Source organism: Mesorhizobium sp. M7A.F.Ca.US.008.03.1.1 (genome assembly GCF_003997495.1).
Taxonomy (GTDB): domain Bacteria; phylum Pseudomonadota; class Alphaproteobacteria; order Rhizobiales; family Rhizobiaceae; genus Mesorhizobium.
Genome location: NZ_RZRU01000011.1, coordinates 156,246 through 168,012, shown reverse-complemented (window position 1 = coordinate 168,012; position 11,767 = coordinate 156,246). Strand labels below are relative to the sequence as shown.

General features: G+C 61.5%; 9 protein-coding genes. 3 read left to right on the top strand and 6 right to left on the bottom strand.

What is annotated here, in order from left to right; translation table 11 throughout:
• Positions 1-48 precede the first annotated feature (48 nt).
• The gene (locus EOA16_RS17430) at positions 49-1,254 is read left to right on the top strand and encodes an acetate/propionate family kinase (protein WP_127259375.1); all 1,206 of its coding nucleotides are present in this window, start codon (positions 49-51) and stop codon (positions 1,252-1,254) included.
• Between the two features lie 172 nt (positions 1,255-1,426).
• On the opposite strand, the gene EOA16_RS17425 is transcribed toward EOA16_RS17430, so the two are convergent.
• The 3 genes from EOA16_RS17425 to EOA16_RS17415 are packed head-to-tail and all read right to left on the bottom strand — an operon-like array spanning position 1,427 to position 5,748.
• The gene (locus EOA16_RS17425) at positions 1,427-2,668 is read right to left on the bottom strand and encodes an HlyD family efflux transporter periplasmic adaptor subunit (RefSeq protein WP_127259374.1); all 1,242 of its coding nucleotides are present in this window, start codon (positions 2,666-2,668) and stop codon (positions 1,427-1,429) included.
• Between the two features lie 3 nt (positions 2,669-2,671).
• Entirely contained in the window at positions 2,672-5,035 is a 2,364-nt protein-coding gene (locus EOA16_RS17420) for an FtsX-like permease family protein (RefSeq protein WP_127259373.1), read from the bottom strand.
• Positions 5,036-5,040: 5 nt separating this feature from the next.
• A complete protein-coding gene (locus tag EOA16_RS17415; RefSeq protein ID WP_127259372.1) occupies positions 5,041-5,748 on the bottom strand; it encodes an ABC transporter ATP-binding protein in 708 nt (235 codons plus the stop codon).
• Positions 5,749-6,034: 286 nt separating this feature from the next.
• Here EOA16_RS17415 and EOA16_RS17410 point away from each other — a divergent pair, with 286 nt between their 5' ends.
• On the top strand, positions 6,035-6,679 hold the full coding sequence (locus EOA16_RS17410) for a CBS domain-containing protein (protein WP_127259371.1): 645 nt from the start codon (positions 6,035-6,037) through the stop codon (positions 6,677-6,679).
• A 74-nt stretch (positions 6,680-6,753) separates the two neighbouring features.
• Positions 6,754-8,067 (top strand): glucoamylase family protein, encoded by a 1,314-nt coding sequence (locus EOA16_RS17405; protein WP_245455961.1) that lies wholly within the window; start codon positions 6,754-6,756, stop codon positions 8,065-8,067.
• 55 nt (positions 8,068-8,122) lie between these two features.
• Here EOA16_RS17405 and EOA16_RS17400 read toward each other — a convergent pair whose 3' ends face one another.
• From EOA16_RS17400 to EOA16_RS17390, 3 genes are read right to left on the bottom strand one after another with little or no spacing between them, the layout of a single operon-like run.
• Positions 8,123-9,034, bottom strand: coding sequence for a ribose-phosphate diphosphokinase (locus EOA16_RS17400; RefSeq protein ID WP_127259369.1), 912 nt, complete (start codon positions 9,032-9,034; stop codon positions 8,123-8,125).
• Complete coding sequence (locus EOA16_RS17395; protein ID WP_127259368.1) at positions 9,031-10,542, bottom strand: thymidine phosphorylase family protein; 1,512 nt, start codon at positions 10,540-10,542, stop codon at positions 9,031-9,033. The genes EOA16_RS17400 and EOA16_RS17395 overlap by 4 nt, the downstream gene beginning before the upstream one ends.
• Positions 10,539-11,765 carry an MFS transporter gene (locus EOA16_RS17390; protein ID WP_281035881.1) on the bottom strand — a complete coding sequence of 409 codons (1,227 nt, stop codon included), beginning with the start codon at positions 11,763-11,765 and terminating at the stop codon, positions 10,539-10,541. Before EOA16_RS17390 ends, EOA16_RS17395 begins: the two co-directional genes overlap by 4 nt.
• Positions 11,766-11,767: the final 2 nt, after the last annotated feature.

The following is an 11,767-nucleotide window of genomic DNA, read 5'->3' as shown; positions in this document are numbered from 1 at the left end:
GGTCCTCGTTCGCAAGCGCATAGGGGCGGCAACACATCGGATAGCTTGATGACGGATGCGATCCTTGTTCTGAACGGCGGTTCTTCGAGCCTGAAGTTCGCCGTCTTCGAGCGACTTGAAGAACTCCCGCTGCTGCTGCGCGGCAATGTCTCCTCTCTCGGTCAACAACCGCGGCTGCGTGTCGAGCCCGCGGCCGGCGGGTCCAAGATCGACAGGAGCCTGGGCGAAGCACCGATCGATATGGGTAAGGCGTTCGCCGCGGTTGCATCCGTGCTCGCCGAAAACGATCTTCTGCACCGCATCAACAAAGTAGGGCACAGGATCGTTCACGGTGGGCGTGACTTCACCGGAGCGACGCTGCTTGACGAACGCACGCTCAAAGCACTGCGCCTGCTCGAGCCGATGGCGCCTATCCATCAACGGATCAATCTCGAGATTGTCGCGCTGGCCACGAAACTCTTGCCGCAGGCTCTCCAGATAGGGTGCTTTGACACGGCGTTTCATTCAGCCCGGCCGGAGCTCGCCAAAATCTACGGGCTGCCGCGCGCGATGACTGAGACGGGCATCGTTTCCTACGGCTTTCATGGGCTGTCCTACAGCCACATCGCTGCGAAGCTGCGTGGCCGATATGGCGCACGGGCCGGCGGTCGGGCCATCGTCGCCCATCTCGGCAGCGGCGCCAGCCTATGCGCTATGCACGCCGGACAAAGCGTCGCCACGACGATGGGGTTTTCGACGCTCGACGGCCTGGTGATGAGCACGCGTTGCGGCGCGCTCGACCCAGGCGTCATCCTTCACTTGCTGCAGGAACGGCGGATGTCTGCAGAAGGATTGGTCACGCTTCTCTACGAGCAATCCGGACTGCTTGGAGTGTCTGGAATATCGGGTGATATGCGAACACTGATCGCCTCAGAGGATCCCGCCGCCGCCGAGGCTGTCGATCTATTCGTTTATCGAATCGGACGTGAGATAGGATCGCTGGCCGCTGCCATGAGAGGACTGGACACGCTGGTGTTCACGGCCGGCATCGGAGAAAACGCGCCGTTGATCCGGGAGAGGATTTGCGTTGCCGCTGCCTGGCTTGGAGTCGGTCTCGACGAGGAGCGAAACCGAGAAGGCGAGGAGGTGGTCAGCAATGCGACTTCCCGCGTCGATGTCCTTGTCATTCCAGCGGATGAAGAAAGAGCTGTGGCCGCGGAGATGCTCGTCTTTCGATCTTCCGCGTCCACAACGGCCCGGGAAGGACCGCTCTAACTCCTTGTTTTCACGCAATTCCGGACGGAAAACCGCTCACACTTTTCCTGGAATTGCTCTAAGCCGCTGACCGCACCCCCAACTCTCGCCGAACCAGAACACGCACAGCCCCTTTTTCTGCAGGGCTTTAGAATAACGCCGTGGATGGTGTGAAACTTGCTGCGAAGGAGACTTAGAGTTGCACCGCATTTCCGCCTGATTGTAAATCACGCTCCGCTACGGACACGCCGTCAATGACTCTGTCACTCGGGTGCAGCACCACGCGATCGCCTGCGACAAGGCCTGACAGAACCTCTGCCGTCCGACTGTTTCGCTGGCCGATCTTGATGATGGTCGCCCGTGCATGGCCATCCCTGACCGCGAACACCGCCCAGTCGTCCCCTAGTCGGAACAGGGCGCCCACCGGCACGGCCAGGATGTCATCGGCTTTCCAAATCGTGACATGCACGATCACCCGATAGTCATGTCCCAGCTGCGACCATTTCGCGGGAGGGTCGGTGAGGTCTATGGTCGTGCGGACGCGTTGTTCCTCGATGCCAAGTGCGGAAACCTTGGTGAAACCGGCCGGATCGACTCGGGAGACGCGGCCCTGGAGGGGCGGTCCACCCCAGTTGTCAATCATGACGGGTGCGCCAGGCTTGATCCGGACAGCATCGGTCGACAGCAGATCCGCGACGATTTCGAGATCGAGTGGATCGCCGATTTCGATCAGCGGCGCACCGGCCTGGACGACTCCTTCGCTCTCCTGGATGATCATCAGCACGCTGCCTGTCACGGGAGCGCGCAACTGGATGCAGCAGGCCGGATCCGGCTCCGGCGCGCTGCCCGACTGTTCGCCAAGTCGCGCTGCAACGCTGTCACGTTCGTTTCGGCGGACCTCCAGCTGAGCCTTCGCACTGGCCAGCGCTGCTTCATTGGTTTCGACGTCGAACCTGGCTCCGTCGAGGGCTTTAAGAGAGATCGCCTCGGTCCGCGCGAGCGCTTCGGCTCGCCCAAGCTCCGTTCGCGAAAATGCAAGCGCAGCCTCGATCCGACGCATCTCGGCCTCAGCAAGGTTTACCGTTGCATCGGCCGCAGCCAGCGCCGACCGCAGTTCCTCGTGGGTGCGCGCATCGTGAAAGCTTGGCAGCATTGGTTGCATCACCGCCATGACCGTTTCGTCCTTGGTGACCTGGTCTCCGATGTGGCGGGGTGGAGATATTCGCAGGACCTTGCCGGTGATCGGGGCCGAGACTGTATAGACGTGACGCACGTGCGTTTTTGCTTCGTCGTCGATCGTGACCTCCATGGGACCTTTCGTCAGCGTTGCCAGATCCACTGCAACCGGCCGCGGCCATGCGAACCAGACGGCGCCCGTGGCCAACGCCACCAAGGCCGCAATGCCCAACGTTCGCTTCATCCAGATCGTTTGCATGGTTCAATCCCGCGTCTTGAGAACGGCGATAAGGTCCAGCTCGTTGAGCCGAAGGCGAACGAGGAGGGCAGAAAGGGCGGCGGCGGCGATCACGATCGAACTGGCGAAGACGTAAGTGGATTGCTCGACGATCAGGCGCACCCGCATCAATTCGCCGGCCAGGTTCTTCTGCATGATCCAGGCGAGGCCATAGCCAATGAGCCATCCGGGTGGCTGTGCGATCAATGTGAGCAGAGTGAGTTCAAGGAGGAGGATGCGCAGCACTTCTCCCCGGGTGAAGCCGAGGACGCGCAGGCTGGCCAGCTCCCGCGCCCGTTCGGAAAGCGAGATGCGGGCGCTGTTGTAGACGACACCAAACGCGATGACAGCAGCCAGCCCGGTGTAGATGCTCGCCATTGTCGTGATCAGCAAGGCAACCAGTTTGCGGAAATTCGCAAGCGATACACGCTGCAGCGCCAGACCACCGACAATCGGCATGTCCTTGACAGCCGCATAGAAAGCCTCCCGGCTGTTCTGGTCCAAACTGACATTGATGCTGTTTAGTGACGGCGCTTCGCGTATCAGGCGCGCGAGCGTCTCTGAATCCATCATCCCGCGGATGCCGAAGTAATCTTCGACCAGCGCCGCCACAGGGACAACAACAGTCCGCCGCGTCCCTTCGAGCAAATCGACCTCGACGGAATCGCCGACCCTCACTCCGAGGATACTGGCAAGCATGCTCGAAATCGCCAGGCCCGCTTCCGGCAGGACGACAGGGCGCAAGTCGACGTCGATGATGCGGTTGAGATCGGCGTCACGCGGCCTGCCGCTGATCATGATGCGGCGCTCGACGTTTCCGTTCCTGATGAGGACAGGCACCTCGCGGTAAGGCTCGGCGGCGAGAACGCCCGGAAGCCGCGCGATCTGCAGGACGACGTCCCGCGGGCGCTTTTCCACGAAACTCACGGTGGCGTCCTGACGGTCGGCCAGGAAATAGGTCACGTCGATGAGCTGCTCCATCGCGTCGCCGGTGAAAAGTGAAACAATGAGGATCGCTGTCGCCAGTGCAATTCCAAGCGATGTGAACAACGATCTGACTGGATGGCGAGTGATGTTGCGCAACATCATCGTGGTCGGTTGCGACATGAACCTATCGACTGCGAAGCCCGCCGGCAGCAGTTGCCGATAGTGCGGAGGCGCCGGCGCCTGCATCGCGACGGCGGGCGCCAATCGTACGACCTCGCGAAGCGCGCGCACCGCCCCGATGATTGCAGCGATGAGGCTGAGCGCAGCGGCAACGACGTAGAGGTCCGGGCTCTTGGTGAAGACGAGGAACGGAAAATGGAAAAAGTCGCCGAACAGACTGGTGATGCGCATGCCCAGCCAGGTGCCCGCCGCACTGCCGATCACAATGCCGATCATCACGATGATGATGACGAATTTGAGGTAGTGCGTGACGATGCTCGCGTTGCTGTATCCCAGCGCCTTCATGAGCCCGATCTGCTCGCGTTCCAGAGCAACGAGCCGGCTGAGCGTGAGATTGACCAGAAATGCCGACACCAGAAGGAAAATCGGTGGCAGCGTCCGGCTCATGTTGTTGAGCATGTCGAGTTCGTGGTTCAGCCAGGCATGCGAGGTCTGGTCCTTCCGGCCATAGGCCGCCCGCCCACCGTAGCGCTCGAGTATCGCGTCGAGGCGCATGATGACTTCGCTCTCGGACGCGCCCCGCAGGAGCTTCAACGAAACGGACGACAACGCATCATCGAGGTCATAGGCGCTGGCGAGCGCTTTTTCCGACATCCAGATGAGGCCGAAGCGGCGGTCGTCCGGCATGATATCGCCTGGGCCGACCGCGTAGATAAACTCAGGGGACAGCGCGATCCCGACAATCGTCAATTCGCGCTTTCGGCCGTTCAATATTGCCGAGAAGCGCGCCCCGGGCTGAAAGCCGTGGGACAAGGCAAAGCCTTCGTTCACGACGACCTCTTCGGCGCGTCCAGGCTCCGGCATGCGGCCAACGCGCATATAGAGGCGGTTGAGCGAAGCGTCGCCGCTCTGCGGCAGGGAAATGACTTCGCCCGTGGCCGGTTCCAGATAGTCCGGTATGTCAAGCAGCACGAGCTTGGCTATTCGCGCGTCGACCGAAGCGACGCCAGGAATCTCGGCAATCTGGTCGACGAGCGTCCTCGGCGCTCGGCTCACCGTGGCAAAGACGTCAGCAAACCGGTAGCGTTCGTAATATGCGGTGCGGGTCTCGTCGAGGGATCGGTAGGATCCGACCGCGAGGATGAGCGTCGCCACGCCTCCGGCAATGACGAGTGCAATCGCCAACGCCTGCGCCCAGAGCCGGCCGAAGTCGCGAAGAAGCTTCATATCCAGAGCGCGCATCCGGATCACCAGACAAGCTCGGCGGCAGTCCGGCGCACCTCGTTCTTGGCAATTCTGGAGATCTGGCCGTCGGCGAAGAACAGCACGCGGTCGGCGACATCCTGAATGCTGGCGTTATGCGTGATGATAAGTGTCGTGGTGCCAAGCTGCGTGTTGATGCCGAGCAGTGCCTCGATCACCCGAATACCTGTCTTGGAGTCGAGAGCGCCGGTTGGCTCGTCGCAGAGCAACACATCCGGGCGCTTGGCGATCGCGCGGGCAATGGCCACGCGCTGCTGCTCGCCACCGGACAGCTGAGCCGGGAAATGGTGCATCCTCGGTTCAAGTCCAACCAGCGCCAAAGCCTCCTCCGGGCGCATCGGATGATCAGCAATCTCCGTGACCAAGGCGACGTTTTCATATGCCGTCAGGCTGGGAATCAGGTTGTAGAACTGGAAAACGAACCCGACGTGTTGCCGTCGATAGGCGGTCAGCTCGCGATCGTCGAGATTGGTCAGTTCCTGATCCCTGAAGAACAACTGGCCGCTCGTGGCATGGTCAAGGCCGCCCATGATATTCAGCAGGGTCGACTTCCCGCTGCCCGACGGGCCAAGCAGAACGACCATCTCCCCTGCTGAAATCTCAAGGTCCAGCTTACGCAATGCAAGCACTTGCGTCCCACCTGACGTGTAGGTCTTGGTCAGCGCTCTTGCAGTGAAAACGTTGTCAGCCATGGCCGCTGGGGGGTCGGATGTTCGAGGCACTTCTCGTGTCGCATGCCACAGTCGCCCATCGAGGTGAGCGCGACATTGATGCAAGTCAAAACGGGAATCCGAAGGCCATCATGTGTGCCAGAACGGCTATCGACAAGTAGTGGGAGTGACCATTCAAGTCACCCGGATCGGTTGGATCGCAGCCGGTATTGATTTGCCTCAAATGAAATCGTGGGCGGCTGCGCTACGATATGACCAATTGGCGCTCGGCGCCCGCTCACTCGAACTAAGTTGGGGATGACGGCAGATGAAAGCGAAGGATGTAATGACTGCAAATGTCGTTTCGGTCTCACCTGACCACAGCGTAAGACACGCAGCACGGATCATGCTGGATCATCGCATCAGCGGCCTGCCGGTAGTCGGTGACGACGGCCGCCTAGTTGGAATTGTGAGCGAAGGCGATTTCCTGCGCAGGTCGGAACTCGGTGCCCCAGCGTTCCCGCCAGGTGAAGCGCGTGACTATGTGAAGGGCCACAGCTGGAAAGTGGCTGATTTGATGACTTCGGACGTCGTTATGGCGGACGAGGAAACCCCGATAGAGCGAATTGTTGTGCTGATGCAGGAGCACGGCATCAAGCGCATACCGGTGATGAGAGGACAGCGTCTCGTCGGCGTTGTCAGCCGTGCCGATCTCTTGCGCGTCATCGTCGCGGCGAAATTCCACGATGATACTGCGGCAGGTGACGATGCGATCCGGCGCAGCATTCTTACGCGGTTGCAAAAGGACGCAGGCGTCAAAGGAGACGCGTTAACTCTTACGGTCAGCGATGGTCTGGCGCATTTTTCGGGTACGGTCTCATCGCAGAGTGAGCGGGACGCTGTCCGCGTGGTTGCCGAAGGCGTCAGGGGCGTCAAAGGTGTGTTCGATCACCTGTATCTGGCCCATCCATGAACAGCGGTCCGGGAGGGCATACAGCGATGCGATCGCATCCTCCCGAAACTGATCATCCGGTGAACACCTCTGCCATGCAAGATGATCTGGCGATATTGCAGCGGGAGACATTCGACTACTTCATCCATGAAGCGAACCCTGCCAATGGTCTCATTCTGGACAAGACCGAAGCGAATTGGCCCGCAAGCATAGCGGCCACCGGCCTTGCGCTGGCTTGCTATCCGGTGGGAGTCGAGAGCGGATTCTTGACGCGAAGCGCGGCCGCGGAACGCACCTTGGCAACGCTGCGCTTCTTCTGGAACAGTCCGCAGGGCCCGGAGCCGGACGCCACGGGATATCGCGGCTTCTACTATCACTTCCTGGACATGCGGACTGGCCGGCGAGCCTGGCAATGCGAGCTGTCTACGGTCGACAGCACGTTCCTGCTGGCGGGCGCGCTGGCTGCAGGGCAGTATTTCGACGCCGACAGCGAGGCCGAAGTCGAGATCCGCACCTTGGCGGAGGCCCTCTATCACCGAGCCGATTGGCGCTGGGCGCAGGACGGGGGAGAAACCGTCACCCATGGCTGGACACCCGAGCACGGATTCCTGAAGTATCGCTGGGAAGGCTATGACGAGGCGCTCTTGCTCTATGTCCTGGGACTGGGTTCGCCGACCCACCCCTTGCCCGAGAGCAGCTACACTGCCTGGACCGCGACGTTCCGATGGGAGAACTGTTACGGCTACGAATATCTTTATGCCGGACCGCTGTTCATTCACCAGCTTTCCCACGTATGGATCGATTTTCGCGGCGTGCAGGATGCCTTCATGCGCAGCAAGGGAAGCGACTATTTCGAGAACAGCCGACGTGCCACTTTCGTCCAGCAGCGTTATGCCGTCGATAATCCGCGTGGATTCGCGGGTTATGGCGAACACTGCTGGGGCATCACCGCCAGTGAGGGGCCAGGCCCTTCCACGCTCAAGTTGAACGGCATCGAACGCCGGTTCGAGGGCTATGTCGCACGCGGTGTGCCCTGTGGTCCCGACGATGGCACGCTCGCTCCGTGGGCCGTAGCTGCCTCCTTGCCGTTTGCTCCCGAAATCGTCCGGCCGGCGATCAGCTTCTGCATCCACCAGGCCAAGCTCAAGGCCGCAAATGCCTATGGCTTCAAGGCGGCCTTTAATCCGACGCATCCGGGGACATCCGGCAACGCCTTTGGATGGTGGGTTTCGCCTTGGCACTTCGGCCTCAATGAAGGCCCCGTTGTCCTGATGATCGAGAACGAACGCAACGGCCTCTTGTGGCGGTTGATGCGCTCGTGCCGGTATATCCGAAGCGGTCTGCGACGGGCAGGATTTGAAGGCGGTTGGTTGCAAGAGTTTGATCAGGGATCAACGCCAGCTGTTTGAACAACGGGCTGGCGGGGGATGAGACTAAAGGCTGTCAAACGGGCGAGCGCTGTGGTTATGGCATCTCTTTTGGAAGAACGCTCCCGAAGAATTCGGCGCTACCCTCAGCCAACAAGCCGGCGATGGAAATCGCATTCGACGGATGCGGAATGGAGTCCGTGCTCACGACTTTTTCGGCACCGGCCGCCAATAGCTGTTCGTAGGCGTCTTGAGCGAACACGGGATGGATGACGATGCAGACTGCGGGAAGCAGACCAAGTCGCCTCAGGTGATTCAGGGTTTCGATCATCGTCCGCCCGGACGAGGCGATGTCATCAACGATGACCGGGGTTCGGCCGCGAGCGGCATCAATCGACGGAAGGCTCACCTCGACGTCGCGGTCTCCGCCTCGGGTTTTCGTCAGGATCTGATAGACAACACCGGCGCGGTCGGCGATCTCGGACACCCACTGGTCGCTTTCATTGTCGGGACCTATCAGGACGGCATTCGGGACGTTGTCTCGAATCCAGTCAGAGATACGTGAAGCCGTGGCAACCGCCCGGGCCGGGATGCGAAACAGCTGGGAAAGCTCGGGAGTCCTGTGCAGGTGCGGATCTGCTGTCACCAGCCAATCGAAACTTTCTGCCAGGAAACGTGCGAACAATGGCGCGCTTACCGCTTCGCCGGGATTGAACCGCTTATCCTGGCGCATGTAGGCCAGATAAGGCGCAATGAGGCCAACCGAACGAGCGCCGAGTTCGCGCGCTGTCGCGGCGACGAACCGCAGCGGCAGGGCGAGTGCATCGGGATTGCGCAAACTGGCGACGAGCGCCACATCAAGGCCGTGCAAATCCTGCTCGATTGTGACCAAGGATTCGCCATCCGGAAAGTGGCGCCAGTTGAGTCGGCCGGTTTGCGCGCCCAGCAAAGGGGCTATCGCGTCAGCCAGCGGTCGCTGCAACGGGAAAGGAAGCAGCATGCGGGTCATTGTCCGCCCCCGATCTCGAATATACCCGAATGAGCCGAGGCATAGTCCAATGCGTAGTCCAGTTCCCCCGGTGACCGTGCATGGACGTGAAACAGCGGCTCACCGGCCCGGATGCTGTCGCCAATCCGAACCCTTGAATCAATTCCAGCCGTAGCGCTGCCTGGAGCGCCGGCGAGCTTGGCGATCTTTGCAAGCCTACGATTGTCGATCCCCTGAATCTGACCGTTGCGGTTGGCGAGAACCGGCCGCATATGCGGAGCTACTCCAGGCGCGGTAAAACCGCCCTGTGCCTCGCAGATCGCCAGAAACTTGCCAAGCGCAGCGCCACTGTCGAGCAACGTGGATGCCACGGCCCGCCCTTTTCCCGGCACTGCCCCGGGTGCGGCATCAAGCAAGACGCCAGCAATGTCGAGCGCACGGCTGCGGAGATCGCGGGGCGCTGCCGCGTCGTTGCGCAGGACGTTTAACACGTCTCGCGCCTCAAGAGCCGGACCGATGCCGTAGCCGACGGGCTGCAGCCCGTCGGTGCGTAGCACTGACAGGTTAAGGCCAAGGGCTTGCGCTGTTGCAATGAGCCTTGCCTCAAGTAACGCGGCGGCGGCAGAAGAACGCACCTTGGCGGTCGGTCCGATCGGAATGTCGATCAACACGTGGGTCGAGCCGGCGGCGACCTTCTTCGAAAGCACACTTGCGACCATCTGCCCGTCGCTGTCGAAGTCGAGCGGGCGCTCGACGCGGATCAGAATGTCATCGGCTGGACTGAGCCGGACACTTCCGCCCCAGACAATGCAGCCCCCTTCGCGCTCGACCACGCTTCGCATGGCTTCGAGGTCCAGCGCCACCGGCGCCATGACCTCCATGGCGTCGGCTGTGCCGGCAGGGGAGGTGATGGCGCGCGAGGACGTCTTTGGGATGCGGTGACCAGCGGCAGCGACGATGGCGACAACGATGGGCGTGGTGCGATTTCCGGGAAGGCCGCCAACGCAATGCTTGTCCAATATTGCGCCGCTGCCCCAATCGATGCGATTTCCAACCGCAAGCATCGCTTTGGTGAGGGCAAGTGTTTCCCCTTCGTCCAGCCGCTCGCCAGCGCATGCCGTAATGAATGCCGTCAGTTCGATATCTGACAGCCGGTTGCTGACGGTGTCGCGCATGAGGGCGAGAAAGTCCGCCTCACCGAGCCGCCGGCCGAAGACCTTCGCCCGCAATGCCGGTGTCGAAACGGGGGGCTCTGGGTGACTGAATACGGCGAATGCGTCCGCGGTTGGTTGGAGAATCGTCCAGGCCGCCTCCGACAGCGCGGCGACATCCAGTTCGAGATGATCGTCGACAACCACGTTGAGCGTGGCGACCACCTCGCGGTCGCCGCTACGCGCCAGAACCCGGGTAAGAGCGGTGAAACCTTCCGACCGGCAGACGTGACAATCGCGATGCATGTAGACGACAGGTTGCTGATAGGTGTCGATACCCGCTCGGACGAGGCGTAACGGGCCGTGGGCGTCACTCATGCCGGCTGCTCCAGCGGCGGTGGTTGCGGCAGTTTCAGGCTTGCGATTGCGGCGAGACCCATGCCCGCGGCAGCGACGAGGAAGGCGGTGCCTTCCAGACGGTGGAAACCAAACAAGAGGCCGGCGGCCGCGGAGCCCACTGACAGCCCGAGGTTGACCGCTGCCGACTGGATGCCGAGTTCCATACCTTGGCTGCGTGCGCTGATGCGCGACACCCAATAGGCGAGCAGCGGGCTGATCACGCCGGCTGAAGCCGAAACAACGGAAACCGCAAACAGCATTTCCGTGAGCCCGACAAGTGACGGCATAACCGCCAAACCGATCGCCATCACCAGGAAGGCAGGCGTCACAAGCAGCCTCGTCGCTGCCGGTTTGACGAACGGCGAAAAGACCAGGCCCTGGACTGCAAACATCACAACGCTGCATGTCGCGAACATGAGGCCGAGCGCGGCGGGACCCATTGCGAGTTCGACGTTTCGCAGGGTGAGCCCGACCTCGAATGCACCAAGTCCTGCCGCGGCCACGGCGGCAAGAGCGAGCAGCCGTATCTCTCCAGATACGAACATTGATGATCCGGGCTTGCTCGCCTCAACTCGGGGGCCGGGCACCAGGTTTCCAGGCAGCACAGACCACACGCCAAGAGCTGCCGCTACAGCGAGGCTGGACGCAAGAAGGAAGGGAACGGTCTGCGGCGGGACAGCCGTCACGCCCAAGTCAAGTTTCAGTTTCGCCACGAGCCCGCCGAGCGTGGGTCCAACCAGGAAGCCTGCGATCGATGCCATGCTCATCCAGCCGAACGCTCTTGTGCGGCGATCGTCCTTGCCTTCGGTGTCGGCAATGAACGCAAGAGCCGTTGGCCCCACGGCAGCCGCGAAGCCGCCATTCAATATTCGCCCGACATAAAGAATGAGCAGACTTGGGGCCAGCGCCGAAGCGGCCAGGGTTATGGCAAAGCCGATCAGACCGACGGCGAGGACAGGTCTGCGCCCGATCAAATCCGACCACTTCCCCCAGAGGAAAGCGGCGACCACCGGCGCGGCGACATAGGCAGCGGTCAAGAAGCCAATCTGCCGCGCATTGAATGTCGGGTCCGTGGAACCGGCAAGCCGCTCGACCATCATCGGCAGGACCGGCAAGACGATACCGTAACCGAGCGCAACAACAAAGGCCGAGGCAAGAAGTGCGCCCACGGCCCATCTCGACGTCGGCAGGCGAGCCTGCATTG